The 21374-nt window shown below is 50.8% G+C and carries 25 protein-coding genes; 10 read left to right on the forward strand and 15 right to left on the reverse strand.

What is annotated here, in order from left to right:
* The first annotated feature begins 2 nt into the window (after window positions 1–2).
* From metE to ACFMKP_RS07060, 5 genes are all read left to right on the forward strand, one after another.
* The gene (gene metE, locus ACFMKP_RS07040; RefSeq protein ID WP_382290339.1) at window positions 3–2249 is read left to right on the forward strand and encodes a 5-methyltetrahydropteroyltriglutamate--homocysteine S-methyltransferase; all 2247 of its coding nucleotides are present in this window, start codon (window positions 3–5) and stop codon (window positions 2247–2249) included.
* Between the two features lie 187 nt (window positions 2250–2436).
* Window positions 2437–3324, forward strand: a complete 888-nt coding sequence (locus ACFMKP_RS07045) for a tellurium resistance protein TerC (protein WP_382290341.1) — start codon at window positions 2437–2439, stop codon at window positions 3322–3324.
* A gap of 8 nt (window positions 3325–3332) precedes the next feature.
* The gene (locus ACFMKP_RS07050; protein ID WP_382290343.1) at window positions 3333–4094 is read left to right on the forward strand and encodes a Nif3-like dinuclear metal center hexameric protein; all 762 of its coding nucleotides are present in this window, start codon (window positions 3333–3335) and stop codon (window positions 4092–4094) included.
* Between the two features lie 135 nt (window positions 4095–4229).
* The gene (locus ACFMKP_RS07055) at window positions 4230–4796 is read left to right on the forward strand and encodes a zinc ribbon domain-containing protein (RefSeq protein ID WP_382290345.1); all 567 of its coding nucleotides are present in this window, start codon (window positions 4230–4232) and stop codon (window positions 4794–4796) included.
* Window positions 4797–4882: 86 nt separating this feature from the next.
* Window positions 4883–6211, forward strand: a complete 1329-nt coding sequence (locus ACFMKP_RS07060; protein WP_382290347.1) for an aspartate aminotransferase family protein — start codon at window positions 4883–4885, stop codon at window positions 6209–6211.
* A 49-nt stretch (window positions 6212–6260) separates the two neighbouring features.
* Here ACFMKP_RS07060 and ACFMKP_RS07065 read toward each other — a convergent pair whose 3' ends face one another.
* The 4 genes from ACFMKP_RS07065 to ACFMKP_RS07080 form a co-directional block, all read right to left on the reverse strand.
* On the reverse strand, window positions 6261–7538 hold the full coding sequence (locus tag ACFMKP_RS07065; protein WP_382290349.1) for a general stress protein: 1278 nt from the start codon (window positions 7536–7538) through the stop codon (window positions 6261–6263).
* 134 nt (window positions 7539–7672) lie between these two features.
* Complete coding sequence (locus tag ACFMKP_RS07070; RefSeq protein ID WP_382290351.1) at window positions 7673–8536, reverse strand: hypothetical protein; 864 nt, start codon at window positions 8534–8536, stop codon at window positions 7673–7675.
* Window positions 8533–9381, reverse strand: coding sequence for an ATP-binding cassette domain-containing protein (locus tag ACFMKP_RS07075; protein ID WP_382290353.1), 849 nt, complete (start codon window positions 9379–9381; stop codon window positions 8533–8535). The genes ACFMKP_RS07070 and ACFMKP_RS07075 overlap by 4 nt, the downstream gene beginning before the upstream one ends.
* A complete protein-coding gene (locus tag ACFMKP_RS07080) occupies window positions 9374–10051 on the reverse strand; it encodes a hypothetical protein (protein WP_382290355.1) in 678 nt (225 codons plus the stop codon). The genes ACFMKP_RS07075 and ACFMKP_RS07080 overlap by 8 nt, the downstream gene beginning before the upstream one ends.
* 476 nt (window positions 10052–10527) lie before the next feature.
* Here ACFMKP_RS07080 and ACFMKP_RS07085 point away from each other — a divergent pair, with 476 nt between their 5' ends.
* Genes ACFMKP_RS07085 through tdh form a run of 3 tightly spaced genes read left to right on the forward strand, consistent with a single transcriptional unit; the run spans window position 10528 to window position 13639 of the window.
* Window positions 10528–11994 (forward strand): phosphoglucomutase/phosphomannomutase family protein, encoded by a 1467-nt coding sequence (locus ACFMKP_RS07085; protein ID WP_382290357.1) that lies wholly within the window; start codon window positions 10528–10530, stop codon window positions 11992–11994.
* A gap of 20 nt (window positions 11995–12014) precedes the next feature.
* A complete protein-coding gene (locus tag ACFMKP_RS07090; protein ID WP_382290359.1) occupies window positions 12015–12521 on the forward strand; it encodes a CvpA family protein in 507 nt (168 codons plus the stop codon).
* Between the two features lie 53 nt (window positions 12522–12574).
* Window positions 12575–13639, forward strand: a complete 1065-nt coding sequence (gene tdh / locus ACFMKP_RS07095; protein ID WP_204754543.1) for an L-threonine 3-dehydrogenase — start codon at window positions 12575–12577, stop codon at window positions 13637–13639.
* A gap of 62 nt (window positions 13640–13701) precedes the next feature.
* On the opposite strand, the gene ACFMKP_RS07100 is transcribed toward tdh, so the two are convergent.
* The 4 genes from ACFMKP_RS07100 to ACFMKP_RS07115 all read right to left on the reverse strand — a co-directional run bounded on the left by ACFMKP_RS07100 (window position 13702) and on the right by ACFMKP_RS07115 (window position 15576).
* Window positions 13702–14316 carry a hypothetical protein gene (locus tag ACFMKP_RS07100; RefSeq protein ID WP_382290361.1) on the reverse strand — a complete coding sequence of 205 codons (615 nt, stop codon included), beginning with the start codon at window positions 14314–14316 and terminating at the stop codon, window positions 13702–13704.
* A gap of 75 nt (window positions 14317–14391) precedes the next feature.
* Complete coding sequence (locus tag ACFMKP_RS07105) at window positions 14392–15027, reverse strand: LysE family translocator (RefSeq protein WP_382290363.1); 636 nt, start codon at window positions 15025–15027, stop codon at window positions 14392–14394.
* Between the two features lie 61 nt (window positions 15028–15088).
* A complete protein-coding gene (gene gatC, locus ACFMKP_RS07110; RefSeq protein ID WP_204754546.1) occupies window positions 15089–15379 on the reverse strand; it encodes an Asp-tRNA(Asn)/Glu-tRNA(Gln) amidotransferase subunit GatC in 291 nt (96 codons plus the stop codon).
* Window positions 15380–15396: 17 nt separating this feature from the next.
* Window positions 15397–15576, reverse strand: a complete 180-nt coding sequence (locus ACFMKP_RS07115) for a hypothetical protein (RefSeq protein ID WP_382290365.1) — start codon at window positions 15574–15576, stop codon at window positions 15397–15399.
* 95 nt (window positions 15577–15671) lie between these two features.
* On the opposite strand from ACFMKP_RS07115, the gene ACFMKP_RS07120 reads away from it, so the two are divergent.
* Entirely contained in the window at window positions 15672–16478 is an 807-nt protein-coding gene (locus ACFMKP_RS07120; RefSeq protein ID WP_382290367.1) for a hypothetical protein, read from the forward strand.
* A 388-nt stretch (window positions 16479–16866) separates the two neighbouring features.
* Here the strand turns inward: ACFMKP_RS07120 and ACFMKP_RS07125 are convergent, their stop codons facing one another.
* The 4 genes from ACFMKP_RS07125 to ACFMKP_RS07140 all read right to left on the reverse strand — a co-directional run bounded on the left by ACFMKP_RS07125 (window position 16867) and on the right by ACFMKP_RS07140 (window position 19136).
* On the reverse strand, window positions 16867–17112 hold the full coding sequence (locus tag ACFMKP_RS07125; RefSeq protein ID WP_382290369.1) for a hypothetical protein: 246 nt from the start codon (window positions 17110–17112) through the stop codon (window positions 16867–16869).
* A 93-nt stretch (window positions 17113–17205) separates the two neighbouring features.
* The gene (locus ACFMKP_RS07130) at window positions 17206–17883 is read right to left on the reverse strand and encodes a class I SAM-dependent methyltransferase (protein WP_382290371.1); all 678 of its coding nucleotides are present in this window, start codon (window positions 17881–17883) and stop codon (window positions 17206–17208) included.
* A 49-nt stretch (window positions 17884–17932) separates the two neighbouring features.
* Complete coding sequence (locus ACFMKP_RS07135; protein ID WP_382290373.1) at window positions 17933–18217, reverse strand: hypothetical protein; 285 nt, start codon at window positions 18215–18217, stop codon at window positions 17933–17935.
* Between the two features lie 43 nt (window positions 18218–18260).
* A complete protein-coding gene (locus tag ACFMKP_RS07140; RefSeq protein ID WP_382290375.1) occupies window positions 18261–19136 on the reverse strand; it encodes an alpha/beta fold hydrolase in 876 nt (291 codons plus the stop codon).
* Between the two features lie 129 nt (window positions 19137–19265).
* Between ACFMKP_RS07140 and ACFMKP_RS07145 the strand changes: the two genes are divergently transcribed.
* Window positions 19266–19889 carry a TetR/AcrR family transcriptional regulator gene (locus ACFMKP_RS07145; RefSeq protein WP_382290377.1) on the forward strand — a complete coding sequence of 208 codons (624 nt, stop codon included), beginning with the start codon at window positions 19266–19268 and terminating at the stop codon, window positions 19887–19889.
* Between the two features lie 50 nt (window positions 19890–19939).
* Here the strand turns inward: ACFMKP_RS07145 and ACFMKP_RS07150 are convergent, their stop codons facing one another.
* From ACFMKP_RS07150 to ACFMKP_RS07160, 3 genes are read right to left on the reverse strand one after another with little or no spacing between them, the layout of a single operon-like run.
* The gene (locus ACFMKP_RS07150) at window positions 19940–20368 is read right to left on the reverse strand and encodes a hypothetical protein (protein WP_382290379.1); all 429 of its coding nucleotides are present in this window, start codon (window positions 20366–20368) and stop codon (window positions 19940–19942) included.
* Window positions 20369–20387: 19 nt separating this feature from the next.
* Complete coding sequence (locus ACFMKP_RS07155) at window positions 20388–21077, reverse strand: rhomboid family intramembrane serine protease (protein WP_382290381.1); 690 nt, start codon at window positions 21075–21077, stop codon at window positions 20388–20390.
* 11 nt (window positions 21078–21088) lie between these two features.
* Window positions 21089–21340: a hypothetical protein gene (locus tag ACFMKP_RS07160; RefSeq protein ID WP_204754556.1), complete on the reverse strand. Its 252-nt coding sequence runs from the start codon at window positions 21338–21340 to the stop codon at window positions 21089–21091.
* Window positions 21341–21374: the final 34 nt, after the last annotated feature.

A 21374-nucleotide genomic window follows, 5' to 3' on the forward strand; every position in this document is an offset into this window, starting at 1 on the left:
GCATGAATTTTCAAACGACGGTTGTGGGCTATCCACGGGTTGGCGTTGGCCGCCCATACAAGCAGGCCTTGGAACGCTTTTGGAGCGGCAAACTTGCTGAAGCAGACTTTCGGGCGGCAATCGACGAATTGCGCCAGGATCGTTTAGCAATCCAAGCCCAGCGCTTGGATCTGGTGCCAGTTGGCGATTTTAGCTTGTATGACCATGTGTTGGATACAGCGCTGATGTTGGGCGCTGTGCCAGCGCGCTTTGGTAAGCTCGATGTCAATAATTTAAATGGTTATTTTGCCATGGCGCGGGGCCGCGACGGCGTGCCAGCGCTCGAAATGACCAAATGGTTTGATACTAACTATCATTATTTAGTGCCTGAAATTCCCGAACGCTGGGAATTGCAAGCCAATTTGGTGTTAGAGCAATTGCGCTTTGCCCAGAATACACTTGGATCAAAAGCACGGCCTGTCTTGCTTGGGCCTTGGACATTTTTGCGTTTGGCTCGCTTGGCGGGGGCAGAATTAAGCAAGCATTTGCAACACTTAATACCGATTTATGCCCAAATTGTGCGCGAATTGAATGATTGCGATGTGGCCTATATTCAGTGTGACGAGCCAGCTTTGGTTGGCGATGTAAGCGCTGAGGAATGGCAAGCATTTGCTGATTGCTACCGCGAGTTGAGCAAGCATGGCAAGCTGGTGGTACAAACCTATTATGGCGATGTTACGCCGTGGTATCGTGAACTCTGCCGCCTGCCGCTGCATGGAATTGGCTTAGATTTAGTGCAAGGCCAAGCCAATTGGGCCGCGATTCAATATCATGGCTTTCCTCAGGACAAAATTTTAGTGGCTGGCGTGGTGAACGGGCGCAACGTTTGGCGCAGCGATTTGGCCGATTTGCAGGCCAAAATCAGTGGATTAAGCGAATTTGTTGCGCCTGAACGCTTGATTTTGAGCAGTTCGTGTTCGTTGCTGCACTTGCCCGAAACGGTGACCGCTGAACGCAATTTGCCAGTTGCGGTGAGCAGCGGTTTGGCCTTTGCCCAAGAGCGTTTGGCCGAATTGGAATTATTGGCGCAGGCCTTGCGCAACAGCGTTGCGAGTGTTCAAACCACATGGGATGCAGCGCTGGCTTCGCGCCAACAATGGCTTGATGGAGCCGGGCGGATTGTGCCAGCAGTGCGTGAGCGCAGCGCCGCCTTGGGTGCTGCAACGCCTGCGCGCTTGGTATATGCTGAACGGGTGGCTTTGCAACAAGCCAAATTGAACTTGCCATTGCTACCAACGACCACGATTGGCTCGTTTCCCCAAACTGCGGCCTTGCGCAAAGCCCGCGCCGAAGCCAAGCGCAATCCGGCGGCCTATGCCGAAACAATTCGGGCTGAAATTGGCCATGTAATTGGCTTGCAGGAACAATGGGAGCTTGATGTGTTGGTGCATGGCGAGCCAGAGCGCAACGATATGGTGCAATTTTTTGCTGAGCATTTGGCGGGCTATATCGCCACCCAGGAAGGCTGGGTGCAAAGTTATGGTAGCCGCTGTGTGCGCCCGCCAGTGATTGCTGGCGATGTTTATCGCACAGCGGCCTTGAGTGTGGCCGAAACTGCCTATGCTCAGTCGCTGACCAAGCGGCCCGTTAAAGGCATGCTGACGGGACCAGTGACGATGTTGCAATGGAGTTTTGTGCGTGATGATTTGCCACGCAGCGAAGTTGCGGCCCAAATTGGCTTAGCGTTGCGTGACGAAGTGGCTGATTTAGAGGCAGCAGGCATCAATATTATTCAAATTGACGAGCCAGCCTTTCGCGAAGGCTTGCCATTACGCCGCAACGAATGGCAAGCCTACCTCGATTGGGCAGTGCGCGCTTTTCGGATTGCGACGAGTGATGCGGCTGCGAGCACCCAAATTCATACCCATATGTGTTACAGCGATTTCAACGATATTATTGATGCAATTGCTGCGCTTGATGCCGATGTGATTAGCATTGAGGATGCACGCAGCGCTGGCTCGTTGTTGGCTGGCTTGGAAGGGCGTTATCAGCAGCAAATTGGGCCTGGCGTGTACGATATTCACAGCCCAAATATTCCCAGCGTTGAGCAATTGGTGGTGCGAATTCAGCAATTGCTGAAGTATTTGCCTGCCGAACAATTGTGGATTAACCCCGATTGTGGCTTGAAAACCCGTACCTACGCTGAAGTTGAAGCTGCATTGCGGGCGATGCTGGCGGCAACCAAGCAGGTGCGCGCGACGATTCATTAAAAGATAACGGTTTGATCATTCCGACCTGATCAAATCGAACGAAGGTGCTAGCTACGGCTAGCATTTTCGTGTTTAAGTGTATGTTGGTTAATCAATAATCAACATTCTTTTCACAAGTGCTGGATTGATGTGGCTTATAATTGAAACTAGGTGATTCAATTAGCTCGTTTGAAAGGACATTTAGACCATGTGGAAAGACATTTTTGATATTCTGCAGATTGTATTTCTTTTAGTGTTTCTCGAAGGGATTCTTTCGATTGACAATGCTGCTGTTTTAGGCGCAATGGTTGCCCACCTGCCGCAAGATCAGCCGATTCCATGGCCAAAATGGCTGCAATGGATGAAGGGTCATGGCGAGCGCTTTTTGGGCATGCAACAGGCCGCTGCGTTGAAAGTTGGCTTGATTGGCGCATATGTTGGGCGGGGTTTGATGTTGGCAGTAGCCTTTATCATTACCGAAAACCCGTGGGTTTTGGCGATTGGCTCTGGCTATTTGGTATGGCTAAGCGTCAATCACTTTGCCCATTTGTATCGCCGCGATCAAGTTGATGAGCATGGCGCAACCAAGCAACGAGTGACGGGCTTCTGGCAAACGGTGTTAATTATTGAAATGATTGACCTTGCATTTAGCCTTGACAACGTGGTGGTGGCGGTGAGTGCCGACCCGCAAAAACGCTTTTGGGTCATTGGCTTGGGCGTGGCAATTGGGATTTTGGTGATGCGCTTTGCGGCCCAAATCTTCACCAACTTGATTGAGTGGGAGCCAAACCTTGAGCATGCAGCATTTGCCTTGTTGCTGGCGATTGGCGCTGAATCGGTGATTAAGATTGTGTGGCATCTCGAAACGCCACATTGGCTCAAATTTGCGATCTCGATGACAATTTTGGCCTTGACTGTGGGCCTTTCACGCTTGCCATTCTTGAAGCCACTCAAAAAATTCTTGCGCTTGGGCTTGCCGTTAGCATCGATTATTGATACGGTGGTGGGCTGGCTGCTATGGCCAATTCGTTGGCTATTTGGCTTGTTGCTGGCCACATTTCGGCAACGAGTTGCGGCGCGAATCCAAGGCGAATAGGAGGAAGAATGCAACTAACAGAACTCGTGCGCTATTTGGATGGCTATTTGCAAACCGCCAAATTTCGCGATGCTAGTTTAAATGGCTTGCAAGTTGAAGGGCGCGCTGAAGTCAAAACCATCGCGCTTGCCGTTGATGCTTCGATGCAGGCAATTGAAGCGGCGATTGCTGGCGATGCTGATTTATTGCTGACCCATCATGGTCTTTTTTGGGGCAATGCACAGCCCTTGGTTGGTTGGTTCGGTCGCCGGATCAAACGCTTGATGGGTGCTGATTGCTCGCTCTACACCTCGCATTTGCCGCTTGATGCTCATGGCGAGGTTGGCAACAACGCTCAGTTGCTCAAGCTCTTGGGTTGGGAAGCAGTGCAGCCATTTGGTGATTATCGCGGCCAAACATTGGGCTTTATTGGCCAACTAACCACGCCATTAAGCATTGATGGCCTTGTTGCGCACATCAAAACCAGCTTGGGAATTCCCGAAGCCGAGATTAAGATTTGGGGTCAAGGCGCGCGCGGCATTCGGCGGGTGGGCGTGATTTCGGGCGATGGGGCAAGTGAATTGGAGCAAGCCTTGCGCGATGGCTGCGATGCCTTGCTGACTGGCGAAGTTAATTATGCAGCTGTGTTTCCTGCGATCGAAGCCGATATACCCTTAATTTGTGCTGGCCATTATCATACCGAAACCTTGGGCGTGAAGGCGCTGGGAGCGCATTTAGAGCAAACCTTTCGGGTCAAAACGTTCTTTGTTGATGTACCAACCGGCGTATAACCCAGCTGCAACTTGTGAGCGTTGTACAGCGTTAAACCAACCCATGGCCCAAGCCTTGCGGAAGGTAGCATTTGGCGAGTATTTCCGCTAGAATACGGTAGAGCTATGGTTTCCAAGCTATTGTAGGAGGAATATATGGGATTTCTCGACAATCTTAAAGGCACGCTTTCTCAAGGTGTAGACCGCGCTAAGTTCGAAGCCGATAAATTACAACGGACCAGCCGCGTTCGAGGCGATATTGGCGATATGCAACAGCAAATTGCCACCAACTATGGTTTGTTGGGTCAACGAGCTTATGAATTGCATCAACAAGGCGTTTTGACTGCGCCTGAAGTTACCAGTTTGGTCAATCTGATCAACGATTTGCAGGCACGCTTAGCTGGCGCTCAAGCTGAATTGGAACGGGCGCAGAATGAGCAATTTGTGGCTGTACAAACCCCGCCGCCCCCAGCGTATCCACAACCATATGCCTCATCGGTGCCACCGCAACAAGCACCATACGCACCGCCAGTTGAGGCCCAGAATTATGTGCCGCCAACCAGCTATGCGCCAAATGAGGCTCCAGCAGCACCATTTGCCCCGCCAGCAGCAGATGCAACTGCTGATAGTGGCTCGATTCCGATTGAGCGCTCATGCCCAAGTTGTGGCTTTAAAGTTACTGGGCAAGGTGTTTTTTGCCCTGAATGTGGCGCTCGTTTGTAAACGCTGAAGCTTGCTACAATACCCATGGTTGCATTCGCAGCCGTGGGTTTTTTTATGCTGTCGATTATTGAGAATGGAATATCTCTATGTTACCAAAGATTGTGAGCGCTGTACCTGGGCCACGTAGCCAAGCACTCTTAGCTCAATTGGCTGCCAGCGAAGCTCCTAGTTTGACCTTGCCCGGAGGCATTGTTTGGGCCGAGGCTGAGGGCGCATTCGTTACCGATGTTGATGGCAATCGCTACTTAGATTTGGCGGCGGCCTTTGGGGTGGTTGGTATTGGCCATCGCCATCCAGCGGTTTTAGCGGCTATCCAAGCCCAAAGCCAGCGCTTGATTCACGGCATGGGCGATGTTTTTGCCCATGAAGCGCGGATTGAATTGGTGCAATTGATTAAACAGCATGCGCCAATTGCCGATGGGCGGGTTTTTCTGGCTGGTGGCGGGGCTGAAAGCATCGAAATTGCGCTGAAAACGGCGATGCTTGCAACCCAAAAGCCCGGGGTTTTGGCCTTCACTGGCGGTTATCATGGCTTGAGTTATGGCTCATTAGCAGCAACCAATCGAGCCGATTTTCGCCAACCGTTCTTACCCCAACTATCGAACCACATTCAACGTGCGCCGTATCCTTATCCATTTCGTTGGCGCGGCACGAACGATTGCCTTGATTGGGCTTTGGCAACCACCGAGCAGGCAATTAAAACTAGCCCTAGCCCATTGGGTGCATTAATTGTCGAGCCAGTGCAAGGTCGCGAGGGCGAAATTGTGCCGCCTGATGGCTGGTTGCGTGGTTTGCGCCAATTGTGCGATCAGTATGAAATTCTGTTGATTGCTGATGAGATTTTTACTGGTTGGGGGCGTACTGGCAAGTGGTGGGGTGTGAATCACGATGGCATCGAGCCAGATATTATTTGTATGGGTAAGGGCATGACTGGCGGTTTGCAAATCGCTGCTTGTGTTGGCCGCGCCGAACATATGGCCCATTGGCAGGTTAATGGCGAGCCATTGCATACTGGCACATTTATGGGACATCCCTTGGCATGCGCTGGGGCTGCGGCAGCAATTCGGGTTTTAACTGAACATAACGTATTAGATCAGGTTAATCAATTAAGCACCCAGCTTTTGTGGGGCTTGGGCGCGATTGCTGAAGATTGTGCCTTGGTAGGCGATGTGCGTGGACGTGGCTTGATGCTTGGGCTGGAACTTGTGCAGGCCGATGGCATTACGCCGAATCCGAGTGCAGTGATGCAAGTGACAAGTTTTTGCCAAGCGCAAGGGATTTTAGTGCTTGGTGGCGGAATGGATGGCAATGTCTTGAGCCTTACGCCGCCGTTTATCCTCAATCAAGACCAAGTTGCATATGCCTTGAATGTGTTGCAACAGGCATTAACAACGGTTGCTGAACACCAAAAATAGCAGCGGAGCAAGTTTGCTCCGCTGCCCAAGCACCTGGAGGAATTGGGCTTTAGCCCCGGCGACCTACATCGCCATCGCGGTCGATATCAGCATCAAGTTTGCGCTCAACGCTGTTGCCAGCATCGCGTAACTTGTCACCGACAGCGCTGGCGGTGCCTCGATATTGTGCTTGATTATCAGGGCTGAATGCACCTGTTTCTTTATCAGCTTGTTCGCCAACGGTATCACCTACAGCGCCAACGGCTGCGCCAGCAACCCCACCGACAACGCCACCAACAACTGCGCCAACTGGGCCACCAGCTGCGCCGATTGCTGCGCCAGTTACGGCTCCAGCAGCACCGCCGCCAGCAGTTCCGATTTTGCTGCTGTCATCATAGGCTTTATCGGCATTGCGGAAGGTATCGTCACCTTGATCATCTGTGGTGACATCGCGGACACTGTTTTCAATTCGATTGGTAAGTGGCGTATCGTTGGTCGTGGTGTAATCGCGATTGGCAATTGATTCGCGAGTTGCATCGACTTCGTTCATGCGGTCGTAGGTTGCGTTGCTTGAATAAGCATTGGTGGTGTCATAAGCGCCAGCAGTGCGATTGGTGTAATCGCTGTCAAGCGTGTTGTCATCTAATTTTTCGCCTGCGGTATCGCCAGCTGCGCCAACTGCGCCCCCAACGACTGCCCCAGTTACGCCACCAATAACCGCGCCAACTGGGCCACCAGCTGCGCCAATGCTTGCGCCAGTTATGGCACCAGCAGCGCCACCGCCAACAGTCCCGATTTTGCTACTATCAGCGTAGGCTTGTTCGTTGCTTTGGTCGTAGGCAACATCATCATCGGTATCCCATTGGAAGCGCTCAGCGCCAGCCCGACGCAACGTGCTGCGGACTTGAGCTGCTTGACTATCATCGGCATGTACAGTTACCAGCGTGCTACCAGCCTTGACTCGTTCTTCATAAACATACGCTTGGTCTTCTGGCACGCTCGCTGCATTGATCAATGCGCCGGCAATCCCACCAGTTGCTGCACCAGCGACAGCACCCGTGAGTGCGGCAACCAAGGCACCAGCACCAACTAATGGCCCAATCCCTGGAATTGCCAATGCGGCCAAACCAACCAAGCCACCCCAGACTGCGCCAACAGTTAAGCCTTCGCCGGCAGTCATATGATCATCACTCGCAGGAGTCAGGTTGCCATCGGCATCAACAGTGCGGCTGCTATCGCGGGCAACAACTGAGATCGCATCGTTTGTGATACCCATTGCATGCAAATCGCGAACAGCGGCTTGAGCTTGTGCGTCTGAATTGAATACACCTACAATTGTGGTTGTCATACGATAAACTCCTTTGTTACCTAACTGATATTTACAATCAGTACTCCGATTTCCTGATTCTCTATAAAGCAAAAAGCGTGCCACGTTCATTCGTAGCACGCTGCCGATTATTGCAAACTCGTTGATAAGGTCATTTATGTATCATTAAACATGCGATTGAGCTGGCGCTGGCGCAACCACGCAGCCGCTATCATTAATAGGATAGCCACAATGCCTAAGGCTGCGCGGGTTTGCAAGAGGCTGGGGGCGATGGCAGTGGTCAGTGGGCCGGCATAGGGCGTGCCATCCATGCGATAGGCATAGGCTCCCCACAGGGCTGGCCGAACCATTAGCTCACCAATAAAGTCGTAGTTACTTTGGACGGTTTGGCTGATGTCGCCGCAGCAATGGGTTTGCGCAATTCCCAAGCTTGTGCCCGATGGTGAGATCAAAGCCAAACCAAGCCGGTTGGCTGCATCAGCCAGCGCCACCATTCCCAGCGTAATCAAGCGCCAGATGCTACTTTGCAACCATGTAGCAATTAAATCGCTAATTGCAACCCAAAGTGCAATTCCAGGTAATGGCCCAAACCAAAAAACCAACCAAACCGTCAGTTTGTTTAAGGCCGGCGGAAACGCATTGGTCGGCGATTCTGAAGAGACTATATCTACAACCCGCGTTTGCAAAAACAGAGAGCCAAGCACGCCAACCAGCACAACAGGCAGCAACACGGTTGCCAAACGCGCGAAGCCATCAAAAACCAGATACTTGAGTTGCGGGCGAGCAACATTAATTGGATCATAGGCGCGATTATGAGTATGCCAGCTGGGCATGGTTGTCGCGATGCCAAAAAGCAGCACGGTTGTCATGAGCGACCAATATTGCAGCACAGCATAATAGCTCATGCTTTGACCAAGCCAACTGCCACCTCGCCGATAGACCCAGCTCAAAAACCCAATAATGACGATCACGACCAAAAATAACCAATTAAGATTGCGTTTTAAATGGTAGCGGATCATGCGATTCGCTCCTGATCAGTAAGCCGTAAATATTGATCTTCTAAGGTGGTTGCCACCCTCGTTGCTCCGCGCGGAATGGGCAACCCAACCCCGCGCATTCGTACGCTACCAGCAATTTCGCGCCGTACATTGGTAATCGTGTAGCCTTGGCCATAAATCGGTAGCTCGGCCTCGATTTGCCAAGTTGGTTCGGCTGAGGTTGTGGTTAGCGTTTGTGGATGACCATCAAAGACCAACTTGCCCTGATCAATAATCAGAATTCGATGGGCAATCGCTTCAATATCGCTAACAATATGAGTTGAAAAAAGCACTAACCGATCATGCGTTGCAGCGGCCAAATATTCGTGAAAGCGCACTCGCTCCCATGGGTCAAGCCCTTGAGTTGGTTCATCAAGCAGAATGATGGGGGTTTCGCAGGCCAAAATATAGGCCAAACCCATGCGTTGGCGCATACCGCCGCTATAGCTGCCAAGCGTTTTATGCGCGACCGAACCAAGGCCTAGTTTTTCGAGCCATTCATCGCCAGCTTTCGGCGAATTGCCGTGCAAACGCAACAGATAATGAATATAATCGCGGGCGCTTAGTTTAGCGGGGTAAACCATATTTTGCGGTAAATAGGCTGTAGCTTGACGTAATGCTTTGGGGTTTTCAATACTTGCTTGATCGTGATAAAAAATTTCGCCTTCGCTTGGCTGTTGCAGCGTGGCTAAAATGCGCAACAACGTCGATTTACCCGCTCCATTGCGCCCAAGCAAGCCTATAATTCCTTGCTCTGCCTGAAAGGTAATCTGCTCTAAGGCTATTTTTTGCTGATAGCGATGGCTCAGCTTTGCGATATTAAGCATCGAAACCTCGATCTGCATGAATCCATGCCAAGCTGCGAATATCATTGGGTAGCCAGCGCGCCGCCCCGATTAAACCGCCACTGATGGCTAAGACCACGCCGTGATGGAGTAACAGTTGGCTGGTTAATGGATTTTCGCGCTGCCAGCCTAGCGGGGTTGGGGTCAGCGACCATGCCAGATTAGCGTTGATAAGAATTGGCAGCATAATACTCAGGAGCATAATGCTCAGGCTCATCCATGCAATCACATTGCTGCGCGCGCCTGTCCAAATATGTAAGGCCCAAGCCCAAGCCATGCCATAGCAACTGGTTACGAGGGTCGTGCTGGCAAGTTTGGCAAATGCTACGTTAAAGCTGAAGCTTATCAGCAAGACAATCAGGGTAATTCCAAGCAGCATCAACAACCCATAGCTGCCCCAGCGTTCAAGCCATAAACTACGTGGATCGCGCAGGCCTAAAACCGCCAAACGCGGGTCTGGCTCGGTTTGGGCGATTCCATAGCCAAAAACAAGGCTCACCAAACATGGAATTAGCCAATTGCTAATTCGATAGGCTCCAATAATTGGTGAACTTGGAGTGGTTACCGCAATAATGCCTTCCCACGTCCAGAGCAGCAAGAGTGGAATACCGATCAGTAATAAAAACCACGCTTTTTTGCGAAAATAGTTCATTCAGCTATCTCCGTGCCTTCTATCAGAACTAAGCCGCTCCTAAATTTATCGATGCGATTAAATAGTATCTGCTCTCAAACCTCAATGCGTGCTTATCGCTATCAAAGTGGATAGAGTAATTAACCTGTTTTATCCATCGAGAAGTTCAGGCAAATACTATTTAATTTTGTAGAATTTTGTAAGCAGCCCAAAGAAAGACATAACCGTCTCCTGATTAAGCATGTTTATTTGAATGGAGCAATGGTTGGAAGGAGGGATGAATGCTGAGGTTGCTCTCTTTTCTTGCCAACGAATGTACCAAAATCGTTTGCAGTTGTCAACTTGCTCACTGTATAGTTCTTTTTTGCGCAGAATTACACCAAATGAGCTTAATCTACAAGGCCCGAAATGCTATCGCAACAAGAGCCAATTTCGCGGTACAATGACGCAATTGTCTGGATAACAGGCATTGAAATCCAAGCAAGGAGCCGAAACTCGTGGCAATTCACTTTGGTACTGATGGCTGGCGTGCAGTCATCAGTGAAGAATTTACCTTTGAAAATGTGCGTTTGGTTGCCCAAGCAATTGCTGAGCAACTTTTAGCCGAAACACCTGCTGGCGAAGTAACGCGGGCAGTCGTGGGCTTCGATACGCGCTTTCTCTCCGATCGTTATGCAATTACTGTTTCCAATGTCTTAGCTGCCAATGGTTTGGCGGTCTACTTGAGCAAAGCCGATTGTCCCACCCCGGCTTTGTCGTTTGCAGTTAAGCAGTTGGCGGCCCAAGGCGGCGTGATGATTACCGCCAGCCATAATCCGCCCCGCTATAATGGAATTAAGGTTAAAGCTGCTTTTGGTGGCTCAGCCTTGCCCGCAACCATGAAGCAAATCGAGGCGCGAATTAGCGATTTGCAAAGCTCTGGTCGCGCGGCCTTATATGCAGAGCCAGTTTGGCGCGAAAATATGACTGCCCAAGCAGGCGAGGTTGTGCGCTTCGATCCGTTGCCAGCCTATTTGGCCCATTTACGCAGCTTAATCGATTTTTCAGCGATTGCGCGTAGCTCGTTGCGCGTGGCGGTCGACCCCATGTATGGCGCTGGCCGGGGCTATATTGCTCGTTGGTTGCGCGAATTGGGCGTGATGGTTGCCGAAATTCATGGCGAGATGAACCCAGGCTTTGGCCATTTGCACCCAGAGCCAATTGGCCGCAATTTGCAGCCTTTGGCCGAAATGATTCGCCGCGATGGCTACGATTTGGGCTTGGCCACCGATGGCGATGCTGATCGGATTGGGGCGATGGATGCTCATGGCGAATTTGTTAGCCCGCATCAAATTTTTGCCCTCGTGTTGCGCCATTTAATTGAAACCAAAGGCCAACGTGGGCTTGTCGTCAAAACAATTTCAACGACGCAACTGGTCAATCGCTTGGCGGCGGCCTACGATTTACGGGTCGAAGAAACGCCAGTTGGCTTCAACCATATTTGCGATCTGATGTTGGCCGAACCAGTATTAATTGGTGGCGAAGAATCGGGCGGGATTTCGATTTTGGGCCATGTGCCCGAAGGCGATGGCATTTTGATGGGCTTGTTGTTGCTGGAAATTGTGGCCCGCGCTGGCAAGCCATTGCACGAATTAATTGCCGAGCTGCAAACCCAATATGGCCCCTTTGCATACGATCGGATTGATCAGCGGGTGCAACCATTTAAAAAATCTGATTTGGTGCATGCGCTCAAAGCAGAAGCACCCAACGAAATTGCCGGAGTTGCCCTGCAATCAATTAACGATCGCGATGGCGTTAAATATTTGCTGGCCGACCAAAGTTGGTTGTTAATTCGCCCTTCGGGCACCGAGCCAGTGTTGCGCATTTACGCCGAAGCTGCCAATGCCGAACAAGTGCAAGCCTTGCTGCAAGCTGGCGTACAATTTGCCAATCAGCAATTGACCAATCTGGTCGCAGTTCGCTAAAATAGCCCAAGGAGGTACGCTTGACGATTCTTGATTGGGTTTTGATCGGCATTATGCTGTGGTACACCGTGTTGGGTTACTACTGGGGCACAATTCGCCAATTATTAGCTTTAGCAGGGCTAATTACGGCAATTGCAATTGCAGGGCGAATCTATCCTAGCGTTACCGATCTGCTGATCAGTTTGATTCCTGCGACGGCTCCTGGCTTTATTAGTGTCTTGGCGTTTTTGCTAAGTTTGTTGGCAGTAACCGGCCTTGTCAGTGCGATTGCCTCGTGGCTGCGCCTGAAAGTTGGCTTGTTATTTCTGGGCCGAACAGATCATGTGCTTGGCGCAATTTTGGGTTTAGTCCAAGCAATTGTACTGATCGGAGCTGGTTTAGCGGGTTGTGTTGGCTTACCCCAAATCGGAATCATCGATGCAATCCAACAATCAACCTTGGCTGAATATTGGGGGCCAGTAGTGTTGATAATTGTCAAACTCCTGCCCGAAACCTTCTTGCCAATGAATCAAATGCTATTTGGGTAAAACAATGCTACAAATAAACAATCGTCCATGGGTTTCAACGAGGAGACCAAACTATGGCAACTGATACGATGCGGGCGGTGCAAAAACCGGCGGCGGCTCCTGGAGCCAAGCTCATTACAGCACCAATTCCCCAACCAAAACGCGATGAGGTGCTGATTCGAGTGCGGGCTGCGACAATTTGCGGCACCGACTTACATATTTATAAATGGGACCCGTGGGCCCAAAGCCGCTTTAAAGCGCCAATGATTTTTGGCCACGAGTTGGCTGGCGATGTGGTCGAGGTTGGCAGCGATGTCACGATGGTCAAGGTTGGCGATTTTGTCTCCGCCGAAACCCATATTGTGTGTGGCTATTGCTATCAATGCCGTACTGGCGCGGCCCATATTTGCCGCAACGTCGAGATTATTGGGGTTGATCGGCCAGGCTGTTTTGCTGAATATATTGCGGTTCCAGCGGTCAATGTTTGGCGCAACGATCCCAGCATGCCGCCAGCATTGGCTGCGGCCCAAGAGCCATTTGGCAATGCTGTGCATACCGCCTTGGCCACCAACCTTACGACCCGCAATGTGCTGGTAACTGGCTGTGGCCCAATTGGCTTGTTTGCAGTTGGGATTGCTCACGCAGCAGGAGCCAAGCAAATTTTCGCCACCGATATTAATCCCAAGCGCTTGGAAATGGCGCGCACGATGGGCGCAACCCACGCCTTAGATTCTCGTGATGATGTGGTGCATCATGTGCTAGCCGCAACCGATGGCGAGGGCGTTGATGTGCTGCTGGAAATGTCGGGCCATCCCAGTGCGATTGATCAGGGCTTTCGCTCGTTGCGCTATGGTGGATTTGCCTCGCTGCTGGGCTTGCCACCCAACGGCTTGCCCGATTTCGACCTTGCCAACCATGTGGTGTTTAAAGGAGCCACGGTTTACGGGGTTTCAGGCCGTAAAATGTTTGAAACATGGTATCAAACCCAAGCCTTGGTTGCTGGCAATAAGGTCGATTTACGCCCGATTATCACCCATCACTTGCCCTTGGAAGAATTCGAAACCGCGTTTGAATTGATGCTGCGCGGCGAGGCCGCCAAAGTGGCCTTGTATCCGCATGGGCTTGATGGCGCTTGGTAATTGCAAAAAAGCCCTCTGTTGCAGAATGCAACAGGGGGCTTTGGCTTTTTAGCGAATTGAGGTTATTGGCGAACGCCAGCGTTCTTGATCTCGTTGGGATCAAGCTTGACCGTGCGTTGGCCAGTCATTGGGTCGAAATTAGCTTGTGGGCTTGGCGCAGGATTCACATTCACCCGTTGGCCAGTCATTGGATCGAATGGTGCTTGGCTGCTTGGCGGCGTATTGTTGACCGCTGGCTCGAAACCGGTATTGATCACGCTTGGCGTGCTTGGTTTGCGGCGCACTTTGCTGCGTGCCGTATTCCACCAAGCGCGGTAGGTGGCGCTGGTATCGGTTTTGCCAAAAGCCAATGGTGCTGCAAGCGCAAGCACAATAATGGCTGGCACATAGAACAGAATCCGTAGGAAGCTTTCACCAAATAACGTCGTGCCAGCACCGAAGAGAATCAGCGAAACCCCGACCATGGCGTTGAGTGATCCAAGGTCCATATTGCGTGTTCGCAACAGTTTCATCAATTCGGTGCGATTGCCCAAGAGCAGCAAGCTCCCAGTAACGAGTGGCACAAGCGCTCCAACAATATTGGTGACGATATTGGCGATCATAATTAGCGCTATGATTGCAACCACAACAACGACCACTGTTCCAACAGTCATCATGGTATTGCGTTGATTTTTCATCAGAACCTCCTAGAACGGGTAAACCCCCGTTTGGTTTGCTGTTGATGATACGGTAGCAGGCTCTGAATTGTTGCGTTAACGTTTTGATAGCGCCAAGCGGATGCCAAAGCCAAAAAGAATTAACCCAGTGCTGCCTTCGATCCAAGCCCGCACCCGGGGCTTGAGCATCCAACTACGCATTTTATCCAAACTCAGGGTAATTAAGCCCAACCAAACAATCCCAAGTACAAAGTGAATCGAGGTTAATAGCAACGAACGCAGCATCACCGGATCGCTTGGGCGAATAAATTGGGGCAAGAACGCCAGATAAAACAGGGCAACTTTGGGGTTCAGCACATTGGTGATCAACCCTTCGCGGTAGGCCTGCCATGGGGTGGCGCTTGGTTCGCTCGTGGTTGCTAGCTCGTTGCTTGATTGGGTTTGGTTGAAGGCGCTGCGTAACGATTGCAAGCCAAGATAACATAAATACAGCGCACCAGCCCATTTCACCACACTAAATGCCATTGCCGAACGAGTAAGAATAAGCGATAAGCCAAGCCCTGAGAGTAGCGCATGAAAGAATAAACCTGAGCTAACGCCGAGGGTTGCCAGTATCCCAGCTTTGCGGCCACGGGCCAAAACATTGCGCATCACCAACATCGTATCTGCGCCTGGAGTGATAGTGAGTAACGCAACGGCAAGGGTATAGCCAATTAACTGAGCATCAAACATGGCGTGCTCCCCATCCAATAAAGCCCCGCTCTTGTTGATTGAGCGGGGCTGAGCTTAGGCTTTATTCTTCGAAAACGGCTTTGACGCGGAAATAATCGCCTTGGCGGTCGGGGGCGTTGGCCAGCGCTGCATCAACTGGCAAACTCGACGTTACCGCATCGACCCGTGTGACATTGGTTAAATCGGTCACTTGGGCGGTAATCGGCACATCAGTCACATCAACTGCTTGCAACAACTCAATATGGTCGAGAATCGAGGAAAGCTGCAAACGCATGCGCTCCATCTCATCATCGGCCAATTTTAAACGAGCAAGGTGTGCGACTTGGCGCACTTGTTCAGGGGTTAACGACATAACATCCTCACAATTAACTACGAGCGCGAACGGTAGCCCATTATCGCCCCGCCTATGACCGAAAGTAACAGCACAACAATTAATACTGGTTGATCGATGTTGAGCACCCAACCAACCATACTGGCCATCATGCCACTGAAAATTCCACTGCCGATTGCATAGCCAAGCCGATTTGGCTGCGATTTTGGTTTTGCCATTGCTGCCTCGATTGTACCAGATTTCGTTCTGGGAACTTTTATGAATCACCTGGCGTTAGTCTAGCATAAACAAATCAGTTGAAAGGAAACTTCCAGTGCTTCGACGAATTACGGCAATTGCTGCCCTTTTGATTTTGACTGCCTGCGGTGGGCAAACCACTCCAACCACCGTTCCTACCACTGCTGGCGGGAACCAAACGATCGCTACTGCAACGCCTGCGGCCACTGGTGGCTATGCCTACGATACCAGCGCCGCAGTAACCATCTTGGAATTGCGCAATGAAGGTGGGTTTGTTACCCCACTCTATAATAAATTGTTGGCTGTGCCCCAGTTCCGTTTGTATGGCAACGGCGAGCTGATTTACCAATATAACAATGAAGATGGAAAAATGTTCTGGCAACAAACCACGCTCAACGAGAGCCAAATTAAGCAATTGCTAAGCGATGTGCTTGGGGCCGAGAAAGATTTTTGTCTCGATACGCCGCTGGGCGATCCAGAGCCAATGATTTCAGATGTTAACGTAACCACCTTGACCGTGAATTTGACTGATGGTTCGTGCAGCGCCCAAGCCTATGCCGCTTTTTCAGAACAACGCTCAGGCTTGAATGCAGACGGCCAACGCCGTTTCGCCCAATTCCGCAAAGCCTTGGCAGCAGTTGAAACCTTGATGAAGGCCGAAACCAAGCCATATCAAGCTCAAGGTGTGACGATTTACTTGGAGCCAGCAGCTGCCGAAGAGTTGGCAACTGCCGCAGAATGGACGTTCAAGGCCGAGTTGCGCGAAGGTAATGTTGTGACCGATAGCGAAGCCGCCGCGATTCTCGAATTTGCTGGCCAACCAACCTTGGTCAAAGCTGGCGATAAAGCGTTCCGTGTTTTGGCTGTGCCAATTTTGCCATAACTGAATCCCTCAGCTCTCAACCTGCTTCTTTCAAGGGTAGGTAGTTAAGATTCCCTCACCCCCAACCCCTCTCCCACTGCGGTGGGAGAGGGGCTTTTCATGCTGTGGTTCTTGGACAATTCGTTGGGAAACAAGGGTCGGCTCCCTCTCGCCCGCGTTTTCGTGGGAGAGGGGGCTGGGGGGGGTAGGTTGTTAATATCCCCTCACACCCAACCCCTCGCCCGTGGCGCGGGCGAGGGGCTTTTGGTTGTGTGGGTTTGGCATGATTGGTGGTGAAAACGGGTGCTCCCCCTCGCCTGAGTCCAGCGAGAGTTGGCTTACATTGGTGCACCCTGGCGGCTCCCCCTCGCCCGCGTCCAGTGGGCGAGGGGGTTGGGTGTGTGGGGACTTACTTAACGGCGTTGATTAGCACCATCACAATAATCAACCCAGCTAAGGCAGCTAAACCAAATTGATGAGTAATATTCGCATAGCGACCTTGACGAATTTCAAGCGGCAGCGCTTCTTTGGGAACAACTTGGCGACGCAAGCAGTTGGGGCAGGTTTCAATATACTGATGGCTGGTAATCACGCCAAAAATAAAATATAAATGAATATAGCTATAGATGAAATGTACATTAAAAGGGACGTTCATTTGACAGCCAGGGCAGCTATGCCAAAACGTTTTTAATGTATCAACAACATTACTCCGTTTGCCAAAAAAGATCATACCAAGATTATCCTCTCTCTATTCGTTGTTAATTGGCTCGCCAGTGGCGCGATCGAGGCGTGGGCGCAAGAAATTGTAGACCGCACCGCGCCGATTGGCGCTCAGTTTGCTCCAGGTCAGGCTGATAATTTCGTGCAAATGCTCAGGATTGAGTTTATTGATCATGCCGCTACGCACCAGCAAGCGCTGCAAACCGCCGCGTGGCTCTAAACCAATATCAACCGTAGCTGTGCCTGCAATCGAGCAGCCATCTTCGGCAACGCGCAATAATTCGTCAATTAATGTTTCGGCGTGTGGCACAACCTGCAAGCCATTTAATGTCACAATTTGGCTGAATTGGTCGGCACGAAAGGGCAGCGCTGTCATGTCGGCACAAATCAAATGCACATTGATAATGCCTTTTTTTGCTAGCTCAGCTTGGGCTGCTTTAAGCATTGGCATGGCCAAATCGATGCCAACCACTTGTAAATTGGGGCGTTGCGCATACAGATTGAGGGTTAATCGGCCAGTGCCGATCGGCGCTTCGATGGCCCAACCCTCGTGCTGCAAGGCTTTTGCCACCAGCGCTGTTTGTTCAGTGCCAGCCATTCCCAGCCAACGAAAAACTCCATGATGCACCAGCAAATCATAGGCACGGGGAAATTTATAGGGCAATTGCTGAATCAAAGGACGCAGGCCAGCTAAAAAGCGCTTCACAACGATCATCTCCAATTAAAAGACCTGCTGTATTATAGCCAAATCTGAATTATTTGCGACTAAACCAGCCGCGAATCGTCAACATCCAATTGCGAATGCCAAGCGCCAAGCCCAACGCCGCCGCACCAAACGCCACCAATCCCAGCCAACGAATTTGCCAAATTGCGCTGCCAACTAACGCTAGCACGGTAATTACAACACACATATCAATGAACCAACGCTGCCGTTGTGAGCTTTGATACTTGCTGCGCTGGCTGATGCGCTGCCAAAGCCAAGCGCCCAAGGTTATGAGCGCAATCCATTCCCAAACCGATAACCGCATAAGCCACCGCATAAACGCTCCTGACGCTCAATAACCCTGGCCTATTATTGCACGTTTAGGCGGTTTTTTCGATCCATGCATCAACCTCACGGTTGACATAAGCTTCTTGTTCTGCATACGGTAAATGCCCAACCTTGGGAATTGCCAAGAGATCGGCGTGGGGAAGTGTCAATTTAAGCCATTGAGCCTGCTTAAATGGCACAATTGGATCATGTTGGCCATGCACAATTAAGGTCGGAACGGTGGTTGGCTTGGCCAAAATCAAGGGCCGCAAATCAGCATTCTTGAGCACAGTTGTGATGCCAGCGATGCCTGCAATCGGAGTTTGTTGCATTTGGCCATAGCCATCGCTAATCGTTTTAATCACTTTGGGGTTACTATAAAAGCCTTGACGATCTTTGATAAAGGCAACCAGCGATTTGGAAAAAGCCCAATGGCTATAGCGGCCCAAGCCTAGCGAGCTATGAATAATCGCCTTGAGCAAGCTTGGTTTGCCAACAAAACGCTGCCATAAACTCACAATTCCGCTGAGTTCTGACCAAACAACTGGCGAGATGACGATTAGGCGTTTGACCAATTCTGGTGCTTGGTGGGCAATGCCCAAGGCAATCAGACCGCCTGTCGAGTGGCCGATGATGGTAGCTGGCTGGCCATTGCTAATTTGCTTGAGGCTGGCGATGCCTGTTTCAATCAAATGCGCTTGAGTCCAGCGGCTCCATTGCTTATTTGGTTGATTGGGCACAGCGCCATGGCCGGGCAAGCCAACAAGTTGCACTTCGCCATGCGGCCACAGCACATCCCACAGCCAAAAACGGTTTACAGCGGTGATGCCATGCCATGCGATAAATTGCTCAGCGCCAGTGCTGCGTTGTAAAACCCGAATCGCCTCTGCGCCAAGCGTGCCCTGAACGCTGATTGTATATTCATCCATGGTATGCTCCTCGTATGGCCATGAATTGCTTGCGCTTGTAAACGCAACTTTCCTGCATTATGTGCTAACTATAGAATAATTTTTGGCTTAATGCAAGAAACTTGCAATAATTATAGAAGGATAATTGTTATGAAATCAGAGCCATCAGCAGTAGCAGAGCACGAGCAAGATACCGTGTATCAATCGTTGTTGCATCGCCAACGTCCAGGTGGGCGCAGCGCCAAAGTCCATGCGGCAGTGTTGCAAGCAACTGGCGAGCTGCTGCTCGAACAGGGTTATGCGCAATTGCGCATTGGCGATGTGGCCCAACGCGCGGGCGTGCATGAAACCTCGATCTATCGGCGCTGGAAAACCAAAGCCATGCTGGTGGCCGATACGGTCTTGGCTTTATTTGATCAGCATGTGCCGAACCCCGACACTGGAGCGTTTCGCGATGATGTTTTGAGCTTTTTGCCCAGTTTGGTGCGTTATTTGCAATCACCTGAGGGTGCTGCACTCAGTCGCGCGTGTGTTGATGTTTCCAATCTGGCTGAAGCTGCCGAGGCGCGTCAAGCGGTTTGGGGGATTTGGGTGGCGCAGTTTGCGGTTTTGGTGGAGCGGGCGATTGGGCGTGGCGAATTGCCAGCGGCAACGAATGCCCAAATCTTCCTAGAGATGTTGATTGGGCCATTTTTCTTACGCTTGTTGGTAACTGGCGAACCATTTCACGAGGATATGGCGACCCATGTGATTGATCTGCTTTTACGCAATTAAACAAACAACGCAATCGTTTGAACGACTGCGTTGTTTTGGGTTAATCAAGTTTAGTGATTTTTTTGTTTGTCTACTTGCTCGCGAGCTTTTTGGGCTGCATTTTGAGCTGCTTCTGCTACATTGCGCGCTTTTTCTGCCGCAGCATCGGTTGGATTTGGATTTTCATCGCGATCACGGCCAACTAAGCCGCCAGCAAAATCTTTGGTATATTCGGCAAAGCCACGATCGTGGGGAGTATTGGCTTCGCCTTCTTCACGGCGTTCGTGAGCGCGATCATTGCCAAACATGTTGCTGACAAAATCTTTGGTGTATTCAACAATGCCACGGTCGCGTGGTTTGTTCGATTCATCTTCAACTTCAGCATTTTGGCTTACTGGTGCGTTGTTTGGCGTTTCATCGCGATCAAACAAATTTTGAATAAAATCTTTGGCTTTTTCGCCAAAACCAGGTTCATCGTGATTTTTTTGTTCGTTGTTCATTATCAATTCCTCCAAATAATTAGGCTTTCGGGCGTTGAGCCAATTGGGGCGCTGGTTGAATGCGGCTTAGTACAAAGCCAATCACAACCCCAGCGATAAAGCCACCAGCATGTGCAGCATAAGCAACGCCGCCGCTGGTTTGGCTGGTTATTGTGATGGTGGCGAAAGTGGCAATGAATTGTTGCACTGCCCACAAGCCAATCATCATCCAAGCAGGAACCGTTTGTACGAAACGCCCGAGCAACACGCGAACCGAATTGCTGCGGAACATAACGATATAGGCTCCAAGTATCCCCGAAATTGCGCCTGATGCCCCGACACTGGGAATTCCAGCACTCGCTGAGTTGAGGTTAAGCAGAATGTGTGCCGCCGAAGCAATTAAGCCAGTTATCAAATAAAAAGCCAAATACTTGACATGGCCAAAGGCATCTTCGACGTTATCGCCAAAGACAAATAAAAACAGCATATTCCCGATTAAGTGTGCCCAACCACCATGCAAAAACATCGAAGTCAACAAGGTGATCCAGCCATCGCCAGCTTCGATGCGTTCGGGCACTGCGCCCCAGGTCATAATAAAATCTTGCAAGGCTTGGCTTTCGCTGCCTAACGAAATTTCGTAGAAGAACACCAGCACGTTGAGCGCAATCAAGCCATAAGTTACATAACCGCGCCGCCGGAGTTTGGAGTTATCATCGCCTAATGGAAACATGGTGCTTCTCCTTACAAGACGCTGTGCTTTTCAGCACCATTTTGCCAATACTCTTGCTTATCGAGCGCGGCGGCCCCATGCTCATCGTGTTCAATTGTGCTCGGTGTGGTTGGCAGGGTTTGATCAAACAAGCCCAAAATGCGTTTTTTCAGCAGTTGGCGGCTTTCTGCGCCGGTTTGGGGCGCTGTCAGGGCAGCAGTTGCCAAGCCCAATAGAAAATATTTGCCTGCCATCCAAATGGTTTTGAAGAAGTGTCCAAACATTGCGTTTCCTCCATTGTATTGGTGCTTGATGCTC

The sequence above is a fragment of the Herpetosiphon sp. NSE202 genome, assembly GCF_042688385.1.
In the GTDB taxonomy this organism is placed as follows: domain Bacteria; phylum Chloroflexota; class Chloroflexia; order Chloroflexales; family Herpetosiphonaceae; genus Herpetosiphon.

Coding starts and splice junctions, on each gene's coding strand:
- metE (WP_382290339.1), top strand. CDS start 3: ATGAATTTTCAAACGACGGTTGTGGGCTATCCACGGGTTGGCGTTGGC.
- ACFMKP_RS07045 (WP_382290341.1), top strand. CDS start 2,437: ATGTGGAAAGACATTTTTGATATTCTGCAGATTGTATTTCTTTTAGTG.
- ACFMKP_RS07050 (WP_382290343.1), top strand. CDS start 3,333: ATGCAACTAACAGAACTCGTGCGCTATTTGGATGGCTATTTGCAAACC.
- ACFMKP_RS07055 (WP_382290345.1), top strand. CDS start 4,230: ATGGGATTTCTCGACAATCTTAAAGGCACGCTTTCTCAAGGTGTAGAC.
- ACFMKP_RS07060 (WP_382290347.1), top strand. CDS start 4,883: ATGTTACCAAAGATTGTGAGCGCTGTACCTGGGCCACGTAGCCAAGCA.
- ACFMKP_RS07065 (WP_382290349.1), bottom strand. CDS start 7,538: ATGACAACCACAATTGTAGGTGTATTCAATTCAGACGCACAAGCTCAA.
- ACFMKP_RS07070 (WP_382290351.1), bottom strand. CDS start 8,536: ATGATCCGCTACCATTTAAAACGCAATCTTAATTGGTTATTTTTGGTC.
- ACFMKP_RS07075 (WP_382290353.1), bottom strand. CDS start 9,381: ATGCTTAATATCGCAAAGCTGAGCCATCGCTATCAGCAAAAAATAGCC.
- ACFMKP_RS07080 (WP_382290355.1), bottom strand. CDS start 10,051: ATGAACTATTTTCGCAAAAAAGCGTGGTTTTTATTACTGATCGGTATT.
- tdh (WP_204754543.1), top strand. CDS start 12,575: ATGGCAACTGATACGATGCGGGCGGTGCAAAAACCGGCGGCGGCTCCT.
- ACFMKP_RS07100 (WP_382290361.1), bottom strand. CDS start 14,316: ATGAAAAATCAACGCAATACCATGATGACTGTTGGAACAGTGGTCGTT.
- ACFMKP_RS07105 (WP_382290363.1), bottom strand. CDS start 15,027: ATGTTTGATGCTCAGTTAATTGGCTATACCCTTGCCGTTGCGTTACTC.
- gatC (WP_204754546.1), bottom strand. CDS start 15,379: ATGTCGTTAACCCCTGAACAAGTGCGCCAAGTCGCACACCTTGCTCGT.
- ACFMKP_RS07115 (WP_382290365.1), bottom strand. CDS start 15,576: ATGGCAAAACCAAAATCGCAGCCAAATCGGCTTGGCTATGCAATCGGC.
- ACFMKP_RS07125 (WP_382290369.1), bottom strand. CDS start 17,112: ATGAACGTCCCTTTTAATGTACATTTCATCTATAGCTATATTCATTTA.
- ACFMKP_RS07135 (WP_382290373.1), bottom strand. CDS start 18,217: ATGCGGTGGCTTATGCGGTTATCGGTTTGGGAATGGATTGCGCTCATA.
- ACFMKP_RS07140 (WP_382290375.1), bottom strand. CDS start 19,136: ATGGATGAATATACAATCAGCGTTCAGGGCACGCTTGGCGCAGAGGCG.
- ACFMKP_RS07145 (WP_382290377.1), top strand. CDS start 19,266: ATGAAATCAGAGCCATCAGCAGTAGCAGAGCACGAGCAAGATACCGTG.
- ACFMKP_RS07150 (WP_382290379.1), bottom strand. CDS start 20,368: ATGAACAACGAACAAAAAAATCACGATGAACCTGGTTTTGGCGAAAAA.
- ACFMKP_RS07155 (WP_382290381.1), bottom strand. CDS start 21,077: ATGTTTCCATTAGGCGATGATAACTCCAAACTCCGGCGGCGCGGTTAT.
- ACFMKP_RS07160 (WP_204754556.1), bottom strand. CDS start 21,340: ATGTTTGGACACTTCTTCAAAACCATTTGGATGGCAGGCAAATATTTT.